Genomic DNA, 16,937 nt, shown 5'->3' with positions numbered 1-16,937 from the left:
TATCGAGGCTTACAGTTTCTTGGATTTCTCGACGACTTCGTCGATGCTGCCAACCATGTAAAACGCCTGCTCAGGCAGATCGTCATACTCGCCTTTCAGGATGCCCTGGAAACCACGGATGGTCTCTTTCAGCGGCACGTATTTGCCCGGAGAACCGGTAAACACTTCTGCCACGAAGAACGGCTGGGACAAGAAACGCTCTATCTTACGGGCACGGGCTACGGTCAGTTTGTCTTCTTCTGACAGTTCATCCATACCCAGGATGGCGATGATGTCCTTCAGCTCTTTGTAACGCTGCAGCACTGTCTGAACGCCACGAGCAGTCTCGTAGTGCTCTTTGCCAACGACCAGCGGATCCAGCTGACGGGAGGTGGAGTCCAGCGGGTCAACGGCCGGGTAGATACCCAGTGCCGCGATCTGACGGGACAGAACGACAGTGGCGTCCAGGTGGGCGAAGGTGGTCGCCGGAGACGGGTCGGTCAAGTCATCCGCAGGCACGTAAACGGCCTGGACTGACGTGATGGAACCGGTCCGGGTGGAGGTGATGCGCTCTTGCAGAACACCCATCTCCTCGGCCAGGGTCGGCTGGTAACCTACTGCAGACGGCATACGGCCCAGCAGTGCGGATACCTCTGTGCCCGCGAGCGTGTAACGGTAGATGTTGTCCACGAAGAACAGCACGTCACGACCTTCGTCACGGAACTTCTCGGCCATGGTCAGGCCGGTCAGCGCTACGCGCAGACGGTTTCCGGGCGGCTCGTTCATCTGACCGTAAACCAGAGATACTTTGTCCAGTACGTTGGACTCCATCATCTCGTGGTAGAAGTCGTTACCCTCACGGGTACGCTCACCCACACCGGCGAACACGGAATAACCGCTGTGCTCGATGGCGATGTTACGGATCAGCTCCATCATGTTGACGGTTTTGCCGACACCGGCACCACCGAACAGACCGACTTTACCGCCCTTGGCGAACGGACATACCAGGTCGATAACCTTGATGCCGGTCTCCAGCAGGTCGTTGCTGTTGGACTGATCTTCGTAGCTGGGGGCCGCGCGGTGGATGGACCAACGCTCTTCCTCACCGATCGGACCTTTTTCGTCGATCGGCTCACCCAGTACGTTCATGATCCGACCCAGAGTCGATACACCGACTGGCACCTGGATGGATTTACCGCTATTCATTACTTCCAACCCACGACGCAGACCGTCGGAGGAGCCCATGGTGATGCAACGAACGACGCCGCCACCGATCTGTTGCTGAACTTCCAGCACCAGACCCTGACCTTGACCTTCGCTGACGACCTTGACTGCGTCGTACACCTGGGGCACGGCATCCTGCGGGAACTCGATGTCCACCACAGCGCCGATGATTTGGACGATGAAACCGTTACTCATGTCAAATCCTCTAAACCTTTGATAACCCTTGCCTTACACCGCAGCAGCACCGGATACGATCTCTGTCAGTTCCTGGGTAATACTGGCCTGACGGGCCTTGTTGTACACCAGTTGCAGGTCGTTAATCAGGTTGCCGGCGTTGTCAGTCGCGGCTTGCATGGCAACCATTCGGGCTGCCTGTTCACTTGCCAAGTTTTCTACCACCCCCTGGTATACCTGGGATTCGACATAGCGAATCAGCAGGGTGTCCAGCAGTTGCTTGGGATCCGGCTCATAGATGTAATCCCAGTGGTGTTTCTTGGCGAGCTTGCTGTCTTCAGTTACGGGCAAAGGCAGCAGTTGATCGACCCGTGGTTGCTGCACCATGGTGTTCACGAACTTGTTGTACACCAGATACAGCCTGTCAATCTCACCGTTGTCGTAAGCCTTCAGCATGACCTTGACTGAACCAATCAGGTCATTGACGCTCGGGTTGTCACCCAGTCCTGCGACATGAGCTTGCACCTTGGCGCCGTGCCGTTCAAAGAAGCTGGAGGCCTTGTTGCCGATCAGAGCCAAGTCAACCTTGGCACCTTTCGCGCTCCATTGCTTCATATCATTGAGGGCAGCCTTGAACAGGTTGATGTTCAAACCGCCACACAGGCCACGGTCGGTGGAGACGACTATGTAACCCACTCGCTTGACCTCACGTTCCATGAGGTAGGGGTGCTTGTATTCCAAGTTCCCCTGGGCGATATGGCCGATCACCTTGCGCATGGTTTCAGCGTACGGACGGCTGGCAGACATGCGTTCCTGCGCACGGCGCATTTTGCTTGCTGCCACCATTTCCATAGCGCCGGTGATCTTCTGAGTGTTTTTCACACTCCCGATCTTGTTACGTATCTCTTTTGCGCCGGCCATCTCTTACTCTCCATCAGGTGGCAGCTCGCGCTGCCACACACGCTTACCAGGTCTGGGTTGCCTTGAAGTCATCCAGCAACGCAGTCAGCTTGCCAACGATCGCGTCGTTGTAATCTGCTTTGGCATTGATTTCAGCCATCAGCTCAGCATGCTGGGTATTGGCGTAAGAGAGCAGAGCGGCTTCGAAGTCGACAATCTTGTTCAGTTCGACATCGGAGAGATAGCCTTTCTCGGCGGCGAACAGCACCAGCGACTGCTGGGCCACGCTCATCGGAGAGTATTGCTTCTGCTTCATCAGCTCGGTCACTTTCACACCGTGATCCAGCTGCTTGCGAGTTGCCTCATCCAGATCAGAAGAGAACTGGGCGAATGCCGCCAGCTCGCGATACTGGGCCAGCGCGGTACGGATACCACCGGACAGCTTCTTGACGATCTTGGTCTGAGCAGCACCGCCCACACGGGATACGGAGATACCCGGGTCAACCGCCGGACGAATACCGGAGTTGAACAGCTGTGAAGTCAGGAAGATCTGACCATCGGTGATGGAAATCACGTTGGTCGGTACGAATGCAGACACGTCACCGGCCTGGGTTTCGATGATCGGCAGCGCGGTCAGAGAACCGGTCTGTCCTTTCACGGCACCATTGGTGAACTTCTCTACGTACTCGGCGTTGACGCGAGCAGCACGCTCCAGCAGACGGGAGTGCAGATAGAAAACGTCACCCGGGTAGGCTTCACGTCCTGGCGGACGGCGCAGCAGCAGGGAGATCTGGCGATAAGCTACGGCCTGCTTGGACAGGTCATCATAGATGATCAGCGCGTCTTCACCGCGGTCACGGAAGTACTCACCCATGGAGCAACCGGCATACGGAGCCAGGTATTGCAGGGCGGCAGCTTCGGACGCAGAGGCAACCACCACTATGGTGTTGGCCAGGGCGCCGTGCTCTTCCAGCTTGCGTACCACGTTGGCGATGGTGGAGGCCTTCTGGCCAATCGCAACGTAGACACACTTAATACCGGAGTCTTTCTGGTTGATGATGGTATCGATCGCGATGGCGGTCTTGCCTACCTGACGGTCACCGATGATCAGCTCACGCTGGCCACGACCGATAGGGATCATGGCATCGATGGCTTTCAGACCGGTCTGAACCGGCTGGTCAACGGACTTGCGCTCGATAACGCCCGGGGCGATCACTTCGATCGGCGAGAAGCCGTCGTTTTCGACCGGGCCTTTACCGTCGATCGGCTGACCCAGGGTGTTCAGCACCCGGCCCAACAGACCACGACCTACCGGCACTTCCAGAATACGGCCAGTGCCTTTTACTTTCATTCCTTCTGACAGACCGTCATAGGAACCCATGATCACAGCACCGACGGAGTCACGCTCCAGGTTCAATGCCAGAGCGAAGCGGTTGCCCGGCAGCTCGATCATCTCACCTTGCATGGCATCGGCCAGGCCGTGAATACGAATGATACCGTCGCTCACAGAGACGATGGTACCTTCGTTACGCGCTTCACTTTTGACATCAAACTGCGCGATGCGCTGCTTGATAAGCTCGGCGATTTCAGTGGAATTCAGTTGCATGCTCTAATACCCCAATCAAGATTGCAGCGCGTCGGCCATGCGATCCAGCTTACCGCGGACAGAGCCATCGATAACCAGATCACCGGCCTTGATGAGCACCCCGGCCATCAAGGACGCATCCATGCTGCAATTCAGCTTCACTTTGCGCGCGAGACGTTTTTCCAGAGAAGCCTGAATATTGGCTTTCTGCTGGTCGGTCAGTTCGATCGCCGAAATCACGTCAGCCTGAACTTCTTTATCCAGTTCAGCCTTGAACGCGACAAATTCAGCAAGGACCGCCGGCAGCACACCCAAGCGACCATTCTCAGCCATTACCCGGATCAGGTTCTGGCCATGCTCGTCGAGTTGCTCACCGCAGACGCCCACAAACAGGTTTGCGAGCTCTTCGGCAGCCACAGAGCCGTGTACCAGGTTGTGAATGGTCTCGTTCTCCGCTACTTGTGCAGCGAAGCCGAGCATCCCCAGCCACTGGTCAACCGCCTTGTGCTCAACGGCAAACTCGAAAGCAGCCTTGGCGTAGGGGCGAGCGATTGTAGTCAGTTCAGACATAGCCCCGTTCCCGTTACAGTTCTGCTACCAGTTTGTCGACGATGTCGCTGTTGGCAGCCTGGTCGATGTGGCGCGCCAGGATCTTCTCTGCGCCCGCAATGGCAAGAGCAGCAACCTGCTTGCGCAGTTCTTCTTTGGCGCGATGACGTTCAGCGTCGATCTCGGCACGGCCCTGAGCCAGGATTTTTTCCCGCTCAGTGTGTGCTCCAACAGCCGCCTCATCAATGATCTGGGCTTTACGTTTGTTAGCCTGTTCAATGATTTGTGCGGCCTGGAGCTTGGCTTCTTTCAGCTGATCGGTGGCGTTGGCCTTGGCCAAATCCAGATCTTTCTTGGCGCGTTCTGCGGAAGAGAGACCATCAGCGATAGCTTTCTGACGAGCCTCGATGGCTGCCATCAGGGGCGGCCATACAAACTTCATGCAGCACCAGACAAAAATGATGAAAGCAAGTGTCTGACCGAGGAGGGTGGCATTGATACTCACAACCAAGACCTCTCTATATGAAATTTAAAAAGAAAGTGATAACAACAGCATCACTTATCAGGCTGCAACCCCGAAAATCAGGTACAGAGCCATACCGACCACGATCATCGGGATTGCGTCGACCAGACCCATTACGATGAAGAAGTTGGTACGCAGGATAGGCATCAGGTCAGGCTGACGAGCAGCACCTTCCAGGAACTTGCCACCCAGCAGAGAGATACCGATAGCGGCACCGACAGCGGCCATACCCAGCATGATTGCAGCGGCGAAGTAAATCATTTCCATCTTTATATTCTCCAAACAGAGCTAGTAAACGTAACAGGATTAATGGTCTTCACTGGCCATCGACAAATAGACAATGGTCAACACCATGAAGATAAAGGCTTGCAGAGTAATTACCAGAATGTGGAACAGCGCCCAAGGCACGCTAAGCAGCCATTGGGACCACCACGGTAGCAGACCGGCGATCAGGATAAATACCAGTTCACCGGCATACATGTTACCGAACAGACGCAGACCCAGAGAGATGGGTTTGGACAGCAAGGTAACCAACTCCAACGCGAGGTTAACAGGGATCAATGCCCAGTGATTGAAAGGGTTGAGGGTCAACTCTTTCACAAAGCCCGAGACACCTTTCATCTTGATACTGTAAATGATGATTAAGGCGAAGACTCCCAGAGCCATGGACATGGTGATGTTAACATCGGCGGAAGGAACTACTCGCAAGTAGGGGATGCCCAGCACTTGTGCCGTGTAGGGCAGGTAGTCAACCGGGATGAGGTCCATCAGGTTCATCAGGAAAACCCAGATGAACACGGTCAGCGCCAGCGGAGCGATCAGCTTGCTCTTACCGTGGAAGATACCCTTGACGGTGTCATCCACAAACTCGACAACCATTTCTACAAAACACTGAAGCTTGCCCGGAACACCGCTGGTCGCAGTCGCGGCCACCTTGCGGAATATCCAGATAAACAGAGCGCCGAGGATAACGGAAAATATCATGGAGTCGATATTTACCGTCCAGAACCCCGAACCCACTTGCAGATGGTGCAGGTGGTGGGAGATGTATCCCTGAGTAGTCAGGGCTTCTCCGGTTGCAGCCATGAGTTTTCCTAGTAGCGGTTATTGAGAACGATCGTGATGACCCATTGGAAAAACAGGGAGAGCGCATAAGTGACATAAAGGGGGAGATGTTCCACCTCGACGTACAGGAGCACTGTCACGAAGAGTGCGACAGTACTTACCAGCTTGATCCCTGCTCCAACACAAAAATCCCACAACACCCAGCCCGCACTCCCGGGGCCAAGCTTCCGGCTCAACGTAAACAGACTGAACAGGAGTTGTGGAATCAGATATACGCCTCCCCCATAGAGGGACGCGTATCCGGCCGGAACACCTCTTAGATGAGCCCAAGTGGCACTCACAGCCAGGATCAGGGTAAGTTGGCAAGCAAGTATAGCCAAGGCCAGTGTCAAACCTTTCCAGGCTAATTTCTGCTCCACCAAATGCCCCCTGAACATTACAGAACTGTAAAAATCGACATGTTGACACGCACGAATTTACAGCCCCAAAAGCCGGTCAAATTATACCCTTGAAGGCGGTGATTGCAATATGACAAAAACCCTTAATTTTTGCGGCTTTCCGCACAGAATTAAGGTTATGTTCATATCAAAAGGAATGGATGTTTTATTACTACAAAAAGCGTAAAAATCACGATTCCGACAGGCCAAAATAGCCCAAAATACGGTCCAAGTCGGTTAAATCCCCGTAACTTATTACTAACTTTCCGCTATCTTGCTTGCCAACCTGTAACTGAACCTGGTTGCCAATTTTTTCCGACAGCTGGCGCTCGAGATAACCAAACTGTGGATCGCGCACGGGTTCAACCTTGGCTTTTGCCGGTTCCAGCGCTTTTTGCACCAGTTTCTCGGTATCTCGCACTGTCAGCCCCTTCTGCGCGACCAGCTTGGCCAGTTCGGACTGGGCCTGACCACTCAGGGCCAGCAGGGCACGGGCGTGGCCCATGTCGAGATCGCCGTGCTCGACGAAGCGCTTCACGTCATCGTTGAGCTGGTTGAGGCGCAACAGGTTGGTGACTGTGGTGCGGGACTTGCCCACCGCCTCGGCCACCTGCTGGTGGGTCAGTTCGAACTCGGTCAACAGCCGCTGCAGGGCAACCGCCTCCTCAATGGCATTGAGATCTTCGCGCTGGATGTTCTCGATCAGGGCGATGGCGACGGCGGCCTCGTCAGGCACATCCTTGACGATGCAGGGCACAACGTCGAGGCGGGCCAGTTGGGAAGCTCGCCAGCGCCGCTCACCGGCAATGATTTCGAAGGATTGCTCGCCGAGGGGGCGCACCACGATCGGCTGGATCACGCCCTGGGCGCGAATGGAATTGGCCAGATCCTCCAGCGCATCCTGCGACATATCCTTGCGCGGCTGGTACTTGCCGGACTGCAACCACTCCACCGGCAGCCTGCGCAGCTCACCCTGATTGGTGGGGGCCATGGCCTCTTCGGTACGCTGGTCGCTCATCACCTGTTTCTGGCGCGCGGCCGTGCTGGTGCTGAGCAGGGCGTCCAGCCCCTTGCCCAGCCCACGTTTTTTCGGCGTCATATGCTCTCTCGGTCTGCGATGGTCACCGGACGTTCCTGCTCCTGGCGGCGCAGCATTTCGCCCGCCAGCGCCAGATAGGCCTTGGCGCCCACCGATGATTTGTCATAGTGCATGGCCGGGGCTCCGAAACTCGGGGCCTCCGCCAGTCTTACGTTGCGGGGGATGATGGTGCGATAGACCTTGTCCCCGAAATGCTGTTTCAGCTGATCGGACACATCATTGGCCAGCCGGTTGCGGTGATCGAACATGGTACGCAGCACCCCTTCGATCTTCAGCTCCGGATTGACCACGGCTGCCAGCTTGCTGATGGTGTCCACCAGAGCGGTGAGCCCTTCCAGTGCATAATATTCGCACTGCATGGGCACCAGTACGGAATCGGCGGCGGCCATGGCGTTCACGGTCAGCATGTTGAGAGAAGGCGGGCAGTCGATGAAGATGTAGTCGTATTTGTCCCGTACCGAGGCAATGGCGTTGCGCAGTCGGATCTCGCGGGCGAAGAATTCCATCAGACGGATTTCGGCCGCGGTCACGTCGGCATTGGCGGCAATCAGGTGATAGCCCCCCGAGGTTTCGGGGATGATCACTTCGGCGATGGGGGCATCTTCGATCAGCAGCTCGTAGGCGGTGCGCTCGACTTCGTATTTGTCGACGCCGCTGCCCATGGTGGCATTGCCCTGGGGATCCAGATCGATCACCAGCACCTTGCGCCGGGTAGCGGCCAGGGAGGCGGCCAGATTCACACAGGTGGTGGTTTTACCCACTCCACCCTTCTGGTTGGCTATGGCGATGACTTTTCCCACACTATCCCCTAAATGAAACTGCGACCCTATTCGGGCTGGATATGTTTGAATTCCAGCAGATGACGTTCGCCTTCCAATTCCGGTACCCGCAATTCATGACAGGCTACCAGACGGATATTGGCAGGCAACTGGGCCAGCTCCTGCTCGGGATATTGCCCCTTGAGCGCCAGGAAGCTGCCCTGTTCGGACGGCAGATGGTGACACCAGCTCAGCATGTCCTCCAGCGAGGCAAAGGCCCGACTGAGCACACAATCAAACCCCACGTCAGGCTGATACTCTTCCACCCGGGATTTGACTGGCGTCACATTGGTCAGGCCCAGCTCCTGGATCACCTGGCGGATAAAGTTGATCCGCTTGCCCAGACTGTCGAGCAGCACAAACTGCTTGTCAGGATTGATGATGGCCAGTGGCAAGCCAGGCAGCCCAGGACCTGTCCCCACATCGATGAAGCGCTCACCGTGCAGGTGAGGGCTCACCACCAGGCTGTCGAGGATATGCTTGACCAGCATGGCGTCGGGATCACGCACCGAGGTGAGATTGTAAGCCTTGTTCCACTTGTGCAGCAACTCGACAAGCTGAACCAACTGGGTCTTTTGGGTGTCGGTGATAACAATACCGGCCTGCATGAGCAGGCCGTTCAATCTTTGCAGCATGGAGATCCTCAGGCGGTTTTACGCAGCAGGCCGTGTTTTTTCAGGTGAACCAGCAGGATGGAGATGGCCGCCGGTGTGATACCGGAGATGCGGGAAGCCTGACCAATGGTCTCGGGCTTGGCATCGTTGAGCTTGGCGATCACCTCGTTGGAGAGACCGTTGACGTCGCGGTAGTTCATGTCCAGCGGCAAGAGCGTGTTCTCATTGCGCAACTGCTTCTCCACCTCGTCGTACTGACGCTCGATATAACCGGCGTACTTGATCTGGATCTCCACCTGATCGGCGGCGGCGTGATCGCTCAGCGCCGGGCCAACCCCTTCGATGGCCATCAGCGCATCGTAGGTCACTTCGGGGCGACGCAGCAGCTCTTCCAGATTCTGCTCACGGGTCAGCGGCGTGTTGACCAGGGCGTTGACCGCTTCCAGTGACGGATGTTGCGGGTGGATCCAGGTCGAACGCATGCGCTGACGCTCCAGCTCCACCTGTTCCATCTTGATATTGAACTTGCCCCAGCGCTCGTCATCCACCAGACCCAGCTCGCGGCCAATGGCGGTCAGGCGCAGGTCGGCGTTGTCTTCCCGCAGCAGCAGGCGATATTCGGCGCGGCTGGTGAACATGCGGTAAGGCTCGCGGGTCCCCAGAGTGGAGAGATCGTCCATCATCACGCCCATGTAGGCCTGATCCCGGCGGGGATGCCAGGGATCCTTGTCCTGGGCACGCAGACCGGCATTCAAACCGGCCATCAGGCCCTGGGCCGCGGCTTCTTCGTAGCCAGTAGTACCGTTGATCTGGCCGGCGAAGAACAGGTTGCCGATGCACTTGCTCTCCATGTTGGCCTTGAGATCCCGGGGATCGAAGAAGTCATATTCGATGGCATAGCCGGGGCGGGTGATGTGGGCATTTTCGAAACCACGAATGGAACGCACTATCTGCACCTGCACATCGAATGGCAGGCTGGTGGAGATCCCGTTCGGATAGAGTTCGTGGGTAGTCAGGCCTTCCGGCTCGACAAAAATCTGGTGGGCCGTCTTGTCCGCGAAGCGAGTGATCTTGTCCTCGATCGACGGGCAGTAACGGGGGCCAATCCCTTCGATCACCCCGGCGTACATGGGGCTGCGATCCAGGTTGTTGCGGATCACATCGTGGGTACGCTCGTTGGTATGGGTGACGTAGCAGGGCACCTGGCGTGGGTGCTGGCTGGCATCGCCGATAAACGAGAAGACAGGGCGCGGATCATCGCCGTACTGCGCCTGCATCACGGAGAGATCGACGCTGCGGGCGTCGATCCGTGGCGGCGTCCCGGTTTTGAGACGATCGATGCGCAGCGGCATCTCGCGCAGCCGCTGAGCCAGGGCGATCGAGGGAGGATCCCCGGCGCGGCCGCCCTTGTAGTTTTCCATCCCGATGTGGATCAAGCCGTTCAGGAAGGTCCCGACCGTCAGCACGACGGTCTTGCCACTGATGCGGATCCCGCTCTGGGTGACGACACCGGCAACACGATCCCCGTCCATGATCAGATCATCACAGGCCTGCTGGAAGATCTTCAGGTTGGGATAGTTCTCCAGCATCTGGCGAACAACGGCTTTGTAGAGCAGTCGATCCGCCTGAGCACGGGTGGCTCGTACCGCTGGCCCCTTGGAGGAGTTGAGGGTACGGAACTGGATCCCGGCAAGATCTGTGGCTCGCGCCATGATCCCACCGAGGGCGTCAACTTCCTTGACCAGGTGTCCCTTGCCGATCCCGCCGATCGCCGGATTACAGGACATGTGTCCCAGCGTATCTATGTTGTGGGTCAGTAACAGGGTATTCAGGCCCATACGGGCTGCCGCTGTTGCTGCTTCGGTTCCTGCATGACCGCCACCAACGACGATCACATCAAATTGTTCATGGTATTGCATTGGGGATCACCTTGATCTGCACGTCTGAAGATCGTTGATTGCCTGGGCTGAGGGGCTGAACATTCTATCTGTTTCGCGCCCTGAGGGGAACGTCTACTTAACGTTCAGAATGAAGGGAGGATCTACTTAATAGATCTTAAGGATCTTTAGATCGATCTTTTATTGGATCTTTTATTAGGATCCGCCTTTTCTGTTGATAAGCACTTTTTGATCATAAAGATCATCGTGTTAAAGACGATCCTAGCTTGTGGAAAAGCTTGGATCCTGGGGCCGTGAACCAGGGTATAACCAGTGCTTTTATACACAGGTGGCTAGCGGGTTGGATCTCATACATGGATAACTATAGGTTTTGCAGAGGTTTACACGGTAGTTATGCACATTACCCCTGGGCATTGTGGGTAACCGTGTAGAACAAGTCGTCAGGATCAATCTGTTAATAACTTGGTGGATAGCGATCTGGGGATAAACGGGGAGATCAAGGCTTTTTTACCGGATCTCCCACCTCCTGATCAGGCGATCATCTGCATCCAGCCCTGGATCCAGGCCTCAGCGGCATCTTCAGGGATCTCATGCTGGGTCACATCTATGTCGAGACGATCCCCGATCCGGCTGGCGCCACATTCGCTCAGCAGCAGATCCAGCGTCTTGCCGCCCTGGCAGAAGGTGTCATAACTGCTGTCGCCGAGGGCGATCACGCCATATTTCAAGGCATTAAGATCCGGATGCTGCTCGGCAAGATCCTTGGCGAAGGGTTGCAGATTGTCGGGCACATCACCGGCACCGTGGGTGGAGGTGACCACCAGCAGTATGGCGTCCGGCTCGGCCAGCACCTCGGCCAGGCTGGCTGGATTGTGGATCTCGGCCTGATGGCCCGCCTGTTCCAGCAGGTTGGCGACGTGGTCTGCGACATATTCGGCGGCGCCCAGCATGGAGCCGACGACGAGATTGAGTTTGGCCATGGAATGGATCCTGAGTTCAGACAAAGAAACGGAAAGCCGAATTCTACCGCCAAAGGGTGTGGATAAATATGGATAAAGCTTGGGGATAATGGATCCTCTTTTCTTTTCCTATATAAGGCAGGATCCCCCGTTTTTCGTCTGCCCCGGATCTTTTTCCCAGAAATGCCCCAGTCTGATCCCTCCTTTTTCTGCCCGACAGCTACTGCTTTGATACGTTAGGTAACAATGCAGATGCAAATGATTAGCAATTATTGAATCGATTCGATCATTGCTCCTGTAGTAGCATTGCGCTGCTTTATTCGCCTGAGGAACCGGGCAGACCAGCTTGATCGGTCACCAATAATAAGAAACCAGAAACAACTCATTGATATTTGAGACACTTATATGATTGCGCAAAAAAACACCCTGACCGCAGCGATGCGAAAGAGAGGGGCACAGCAACTGCTGCCGCTCTCCTGCCTGCTGGCAAGCCTGCCAGTACTGGCCGAACAACCGAAAGAATTACCAAAAGCCAGCGAAACCATGGTGGTGACAGGTACCGCCATGAAGGTGGAAGTGCCGATGGCCGAGACGCCACGGGCCGTCTCAGTGGTCAATCGTGAGGAGCTGGATCAGCACGCCGTGCTGAAACTGGACGAAGCGCTGCGCTACCGCTCCGGTGTGCTCTCCCAATCCTATGGATCCGACAACGATGCCGACTGGTTCAAGGTGCGTGGCTTCGATGCCGCCTCCTATCTGGATGGCAATCGCCTGTTCAGCACCGGCTACTATGTGTGGACGCCAGAGCCGTTCGGTCTGGAAAGCGTGGAAGTGCTGAAAGGGCCCGCCTCTATCCTCTACGGCGAGGCGCCTCCCGGCGGCGTGATCAATGCCATCAGCAAGCGGCCGACCGCCACCCCGCAGGGGCAGCTGGATCTGCAGATGGGCAGCCGGGATCTTCGCCAGATCGGGGTGGATGTCTCGGATGCATTGACCGACAACAGTCGCTACCGTCTGGTCGCCCTCTATAGCGAGCGTGACGGCGTGCTGAACGATACTTATAACGATAGGGTTTATCTGGCGCCAAGCGTCACCCTGGATATATCGGATCGTACCAGCCTGACCCTGCTGGCCAGTTTCAAGCATGACGAAGGTGTGCCGACCAACGGCTTCTTCCCTGTCTATGGCACTCTCAATACCAGCGGTGGCCAGATCGATCCCTCCACCAACCTGAGCCAGCCGGATTACGATCGCAATCGCAACACCCAGATCTCCGCCGGTTACGAGCTGGCCCACCAGCTCAACCAGACCTGGGAGTTCAAGCAGAACGTCCGCTTCAACTACAACGATCTGCTGCTGCGCCAGACCTATATTTTCCCGACCTATGAAGGCACGACCGCCTACCGTGGGCTTGTCTACCGGGATGGCGATACCAAGAGCGCCACCATGGATAACCAGATGGTGGGTTACTGGAACACGGACAGCACGGAGCAGACCTTGCTGCTGGGGCTGGATCTGCAGCGTCATGTCAACGAAGGTCAGGAAGCCGACAACTTCGGCATGGGTTCCATCAATACCATGAACCCGGATTACAGTGGCTTCCCCGGTTTTGACGAATCCACCACCACCCACCAGAAGAGCACCAAGGGCCAGAGCGGCCTCTATGCCCAGCACCAGATCCGCTGGGACGATCGCTGGTTGCTGACCGGTGGTGGCCGCTTCGACTATGTGGAGACCCACAACATCAGCGAAGCCAAGAGCAAGGAGGAGAAACAGTACGATCACGAGCTATCCCTCTCCGGCAGCCTGATGTATCTGGCCGACAACGGTCTCTCTCCTTATATTGCCTACGCCGAGTCGTTCGAGGTGTTGCCCGGGATAGATCCCAATACCCAGAACTCCTACAAGCCGCTCAAGGGCACCCTGTATGAGACTGGCGTCAAGTACGCCCCCAGCTTCCTAGACGGTTACATCAATCTGGCCCTGTTCGATCTGGAGCAGACCAACTCGCTCGTCTCTACAGGATCCGGTCAGCAGACCCAGGCCGGCGAAGTGACCTCCCAGGGTGTCGAGCTGGAAGGCAGCGTGCAGGCCACAGAGGCGCTGCGTCTCACCGCTGCTTATACCTACACGGATGCCAAGACCAACGACACCGGCAAGGGTGATCGCCGTGCCAGCCTGATCCCGCGCCATATCGCCTCCTTCTGGGGCAACTACAAGGTGCAGCAGGGAGTTGCTTCCGGTCTGGAACTGGGCACCGGCGTACGTTATGTCGGCTCCAGTGTCGGCATAGGCGCCGTGGATGCCAGCTACAACCCCATCTATGGTTCGGCCCAGGTACCGGCCCATACCGTATGGGATGCGATGATCGGGTATGACTTTGCCAAGAACTGGCGAGCCCAGCTCAACGTCAACAACCTGCTGGGTGAAACCTACGTGGCCAGCTGTGACTACTACTGCTACTACGGCGAGCCGCGCAGCGTGGTGGGCAGCATCAACTACCGCTGGTAACAGAGGTCGGGCGGGAGTTGTGACTCCCGCCCTTTTTCCCCCGCATACAGGCCCGTCATGGAACTCTTGTCTCTGGTTTACCGCCAATATCGTTGGCCCTTCATCGCCATTACTCTGCTCAGCCTGCTTAGCGCAGTGAGCGGGATCGGCGTCATTGCCTTTATCAATCAATCTCTTGTCGAATCCGTCGGCGATCCGCTGCCGGTACTTGGCCAACTGCTTGGCCTGATCCTGTTGCTGCTGGTGATCACACTAGGATCTCAATTGGCCCTGACCACACTCGGTCATCATTTCGTCTACCGGTTGCGGGGCCGTCTGCTCAAGCAACTGTTGGATACCGATGTCGCCCGCATTCGCCAGCTTGGCCAGGGGCCGCTCTTGGCATCCCTCTCCAGCGACATAGGCCAGATCACCATCGCCTTCGTGCGCCTGCCCGAGCTGGTGCAGGGGCTGGTGCTCACTGTTGGTTCGGCCCTCTATCTCGGCTGGCTGTCACCGGCCCTGCTCGGCGTCACAGCACTCTGGGTCACCGTCACCATGGTGGTGGGCTGGCTGCTGGTGAACCGTGTTTATCGCCATCTATCCCACATGCGTCAGGCGGAGGATCGCCTTTATCAGAACTATCAGGCCATCATAGCCGGCAGCAAAGAGCTGGCGCTCAATCGCGAGCGGGCCCATTTCGTCTACCACCAGCTCTATGAGCAGAACGCCCGTGACTATCGCCAGCAGATCATCCGTGCCGACACCTATCACCTGAGCGCGGTGAACTGGTCGAATATCATGATGCTGGGAGCCATAGGCCTGGTCTTCTTCCTGGCCAATGGCCTCGGCTGGGCCAACACCAATGTGGCCGCCACCTTTGCCCTGACCCTGCTGTTCCTGCGCACTCCGCTGTTGCAGGGGATTGGCGCCTTGCCGACCCTGCTTTCCGCCCAGGTGGCGTTCGACAAGATAGCCGCACTGGCGCTGGCCGAGCCGGATCCCGACTTCCCGCTGCCACCGGCACCCCACACCTGGCAACGCATCCAGCTGGAGCAGGTGAGCTTTCACTATCAGGGGGAGGGTGGCTTCGCGGTGGGCCCCATCAACCTCACCATAGAGAAGGGGGAGCAGGTCTTCATCATAGGTGGCAACGGCTCCGGCAAGTCGACCCTGGCCATGCTGCTGACCGGTCTCTATCAGCCTGTGTCGGGCCGGATCCTGCTGGATGGTGAACCCATAACGGATCGCAACGCCTATCTGGCGCTCTTCTCCGCCATCTTCACCGACTATCACCTGTTCCAGCATCTGCTGGGGCCTGAGCCCAAGGCCGAGCTGGTCACCGAGTGGCTGGATCGGTTGCAGATGGGCAGCAAGCTCGCCATAGAGGACAACTTTATCGCCGATATCGATCTCTCCCAGGGGCAGCGCAAGCGGGTCGCCCTGCTGCTGGCACTGGCTGAGCAGCGCGAGGTGATGCTGTTTGATGAATGGGCCGCGGATCAGGATCCCCAGTTCCGCCGCATCTTCTATCAGCTGCTGCTGCCGCGCCTCAAGGCGATGGGCAAGACGGTGATTGCCATCAGTCACGACGATCACTACTTCTCCCTGGCCGACCGCTTGCTGGAGATGCGTCAGGGCCAGCTCACCGAACTGACCGGTGAACGGCGCGAGCAGGTCAGCCGGGATGCCGTCGCCCATCTGGATTGCGAGGTGCCGGCTTGATACCGGCGCCAATGAGACTGGCATCAGGCCAGCACAGGAACAGCTTATGTTTGAGATGAAAGCCGCCAGCTTCGCGGTAAACGACCGCAAGCTGCTGCACCCAACGGACCTGCGTTTCGAGCAGGGCCAGGTCTATGGCCTCATAGGCCACAACGGCTCGGGCAAATCCACCCTGCTCAAGCTGCTGGCGCGCCAGCAGCTCCTGAGTGAGGGCGAGATCCTGTTCGATGGCAAACCGCTGACCGATTGGGGCAACCGGGAGTTCGCCCGTCAGGTGGCCTATCTGCCCCAGCATCTGCCGAGCGCCGAGAACCTGCTCGGCCGGGAACTGGTGGAGATGGGGCGCTATCCCTGGCGCGGCCTGCTGGGCCGGATGGGAGCAGAGGATCAGCGTCAGGTCGACAGGGCCATTGCTCTCACCCATACCGAAGGTTTTGCCGATCGGCTGGTGGATACTCTTTCCGGTGGTGAGCGGGGCAGGGTCTGGCTGGCCATGCTGCTGGCCCAGGAGAGCCGCTTCATCCTGCTCGACGAGCCGTTGGCCGCGCTGGACGTGGCCCATCAGGTGGAGGTGCTGACTTTGGTCAGGCAGCTCAGCCGTCAGCTCAACCTCGGCGTCATCATAGTCATTCACGACATCAACATGGCCTCCCGCTTCTGCGATCGGCTGGTGGCGCTGCACTCGGGTCGTCTGCTTACCCATGGCGAGCCAGAGCGGATCATGACCAGCGAGACCCTGCACGCCATCTATGGCATATCTATGGAGGTCATTCGTCACCCGGCCCATGACCACGCCATCGCCATCGTTTAGATAAGGCTTGTTATCCCGATGAGTTTATTTGTACCCATATCACTGCAGACTGGCGAGACTCTGCACTCCATTTACCATGGCATTCCG

The 16,937-nt window shown here is 57.2% G+C and carries 16 protein-coding genes; 3 read left to right on the top strand and 13 right to left on the bottom strand.

The annotated features are described in order from the left end of the window. Nucleotides 1-9: 9 nt before the first annotated feature. The 13 genes from atpD to mioC form a co-directional block, all read right to left on the bottom strand. Nucleotides 10-1,398, bottom strand: a complete 1,389-nt coding sequence (atpD, locus tag AC1P02_RS05090) for a F0F1 ATP synthase subunit beta (protein ID WP_005319628.1) — start codon at nt 1,396-1,398, stop codon at nt 10-12. Between the two features lie 33 nt (nt 1,399-1,431). Then, entirely contained in the window at nt 1,432-2,298 is an 867-nt protein-coding gene (gene atpG, locus AC1P02_RS05085) for a F0F1 ATP synthase subunit gamma (RefSeq protein ID WP_005319626.1), read from the bottom strand. A 43-nt stretch (nt 2,299-2,341) separates the two neighbouring features. Continuing rightward, the gene (atpA, locus tag AC1P02_RS05080; protein ID WP_005319624.1) at nt 2,342-3,883 is read right to left on the bottom strand and encodes a F0F1 ATP synthase subunit alpha; all 1,542 of its coding nucleotides are present in this window, start codon (nt 3,881-3,883) and stop codon (nt 2,342-2,344) included. Nucleotides 3,884-3,898: 15 nt separating this feature from the next. Continuing rightward, the gene (gene atpH, locus AC1P02_RS05075; RefSeq protein ID WP_005319621.1) at nt 3,899-4,432 is read right to left on the bottom strand and encodes a F0F1 ATP synthase subunit delta; all 534 of its coding nucleotides are present in this window, start codon (nt 4,430-4,432) and stop codon (nt 3,899-3,901) included. A 13-nt stretch (nt 4,433-4,445) separates the two neighbouring features. Beyond that, nucleotides 4,446-4,916 (bottom strand): F0F1 ATP synthase subunit B, encoded by a 471-nt coding sequence (atpF, locus tag AC1P02_RS05070; RefSeq protein WP_005319619.1) that lies wholly within the window; start codon nt 4,914-4,916, stop codon nt 4,446-4,448. Between the two features lie 57 nt (nt 4,917-4,973). Next, nucleotides 4,974-5,201 carry a F0F1 ATP synthase subunit C gene (gene atpE, locus AC1P02_RS05065; protein ID WP_370881544.1) on the bottom strand — a complete coding sequence of 76 codons (228 nt, stop codon included), beginning with the start codon at nt 5,199-5,201 and terminating at the stop codon, nt 4,974-4,976. Nucleotides 5,202-5,240: 39 nt separating this feature from the next. After that, the gene (gene atpB / locus AC1P02_RS05060; RefSeq protein ID WP_005319615.1) at nt 5,241-6,020 is read right to left on the bottom strand and encodes a F0F1 ATP synthase subunit A; all 780 of its coding nucleotides are present in this window, start codon (nt 6,018-6,020) and stop codon (nt 5,241-5,243) included. An 8-nt stretch (nt 6,021-6,028) separates the two neighbouring features. After that, nucleotides 6,029-6,436, bottom strand: a complete 408-nt coding sequence (locus AC1P02_RS05055; protein WP_087756831.1) for an ATP synthase subunit I — start codon at nt 6,434-6,436, stop codon at nt 6,029-6,031. 190 nt (nt 6,437-6,626) lie between these two features. After that, nucleotides 6,627-7,535 carry a ParB/RepB/Spo0J family partition protein gene (locus AC1P02_RS05050; RefSeq protein ID WP_021139940.1) on the bottom strand — a complete coding sequence of 303 codons (909 nt, stop codon included), beginning with the start codon at nt 7,533-7,535 and terminating at the stop codon, nt 6,627-6,629. Next, nucleotides 7,532-8,335: a ParA family protein gene (locus AC1P02_RS05045; protein WP_005319608.1), complete on the bottom strand. Its 804-nt coding sequence runs from the start codon at nt 8,333-8,335 to the stop codon at nt 7,532-7,534. Before AC1P02_RS05045 ends, AC1P02_RS05050 begins: the two co-directional genes overlap by 4 nt. A 26-nt stretch (nt 8,336-8,361) precedes the next feature. Next, nucleotides 8,362-8,988, bottom strand: a complete 627-nt coding sequence (gene rsmG / locus AC1P02_RS05040) for a 16S rRNA (guanine(527)-N(7))-methyltransferase RsmG (RefSeq protein WP_021139942.1) — start codon at nt 8,986-8,988, stop codon at nt 8,362-8,364. Between the two features lie 8 nt (nt 8,989-8,996). Further along, entirely contained in the window at nt 8,997-10,886 is a 1,890-nt protein-coding gene (gene mnmG, locus AC1P02_RS05035; RefSeq protein WP_021139943.1) for a tRNA uridine-5-carboxymethylaminomethyl(34) synthesis enzyme MnmG, read from the bottom strand. Nucleotides 10,887-11,395: 509 nt separating this feature from the next. Continuing rightward, nucleotides 11,396-11,845 (bottom strand): FMN-binding protein MioC, encoded by a 450-nt coding sequence (gene mioC / locus AC1P02_RS05030; RefSeq protein WP_005319600.1) that lies wholly within the window; start codon nt 11,843-11,845, stop codon nt 11,396-11,398. Nucleotides 11,846-12,229: 384 nt separating this feature from the next. On the opposite strand from mioC, the gene AC1P02_RS05025 reads away from it, so the two are divergent. The 3 genes from AC1P02_RS05025 to AC1P02_RS05015 are packed head-to-tail and all read left to right on the top strand — an operon-like array spanning nt 12,230 to nt 16,850. Then, nucleotides 12,230-14,335 (top strand): TonB-dependent siderophore receptor, encoded by a 2,106-nt coding sequence (locus AC1P02_RS05025; protein ID WP_212539423.1) that lies wholly within the window; start codon nt 12,230-12,232, stop codon nt 14,333-14,335. 57 nt (nt 14,336-14,392) lie between these two features. Then, complete coding sequence (locus AC1P02_RS05020; protein ID WP_374994577.1) at nt 14,393-16,039, top strand: multidrug ABC transporter permease/ATP-binding protein; 1,647 nt, start codon at nt 14,393-14,395, stop codon at nt 16,037-16,039. Between the two features lie 46 nt (nt 16,040-16,085). Then, nucleotides 16,086-16,850 carry an ATP-binding cassette domain-containing protein gene (locus AC1P02_RS05015; protein ID WP_485184355.1) on the top strand — a complete coding sequence of 255 codons (765 nt, stop codon included), beginning with the start codon at nt 16,086-16,088 and terminating at the stop codon, nt 16,848-16,850. Nucleotides 16,851-16,937: the final 87 nt, after the last annotated feature.

This window comes from Aeromonas sp. TS_SC_11 (genome assembly GCF_057318915.1).
This window is presented reverse-complemented; position numbering and strand designations above follow the sequence as displayed.

Excerpts from the sequence above, each read along its gene's own strand:
- rsmG (WP_021139942.1), bottom strand. The coding sequence starts at position 8,988 with ATGCTGCAAAGATTGAACGGCCTGCTCATGCAGGCCGGTATTGTTATC.
- AC1P02_RS05050 (WP_021139940.1), bottom strand. The coding sequence starts at position 7,535 with ATGACGCCGAAAAAACGTGGGCTGGGCAAGGGGCTGGACGCCCTGCTC.
- atpE (WP_370881544.1), bottom strand. The coding sequence starts at position 5,201 with ATGGAAATGATTTACTTCGCCGCTGCAATCATGCTGGGTATGGCCGCT.
- atpH (WP_005319621.1), bottom strand. The coding sequence starts at position 4,432 with ATGTCTGAACTGACTACAATCGCTCGCCCCTACGCCAAGGCTGCTTTC.
- AC1P02_RS05025 (WP_212539423.1), top strand. The coding sequence starts at position 12,230 with ATGATTGCGCAAAAAAACACCCTGACCGCAGCGATGCGAAAGAGAGGG.
- AC1P02_RS05015 (WP_485184355.1), top strand. The coding sequence starts at position 16,086 with ATGTTTGAGATGAAAGCCGCCAGCTTCGCGGTAAACGACCGCAAGCTG.
- AC1P02_RS05020 (WP_374994577.1), top strand. The coding sequence starts at position 14,393 with ATGGAACTCTTGTCTCTGGTTTACCGCCAATATCGTTGGCCCTTCATC.
- atpB (WP_005319615.1), bottom strand. The coding sequence starts at position 6,020 with ATGGCTGCAACCGGAGAAGCCCTGACTACTCAGGGATACATCTCCCAC.
- mnmG (WP_021139943.1), bottom strand. The coding sequence starts at position 10,886 with ATGCAATACCATGAACAATTTGATGTGATCGTCGTTGGTGGCGGTCAT.
- AC1P02_RS05055 (WP_087756831.1), bottom strand. The coding sequence starts at position 6,436 with ATGTTCAGGGGGCATTTGGTGGAGCAGAAATTAGCCTGGAAAGGTTTG.
- mioC (WP_005319600.1), bottom strand. The coding sequence starts at position 11,845 with ATGGCCAAACTCAATCTCGTCGTCGGCTCCATGCTGGGCGCCGCCGAA.
- atpG (WP_005319626.1), bottom strand. The coding sequence starts at position 2,298 with ATGGCCGGCGCAAAAGAGATACGTAACAAGATCGGGAGTGTGAAAAAC.
- atpD (WP_005319628.1), bottom strand. The coding sequence starts at position 1,398 with ATGAGTAACGGTTTCATCGTCCAAATCATCGGCGCTGTGGTGGACATC.
- atpA (WP_005319624.1), bottom strand. The coding sequence starts at position 3,883 with ATGCAACTGAATTCCACTGAAATCGCCGAGCTTATCAAGCAGCGCATC.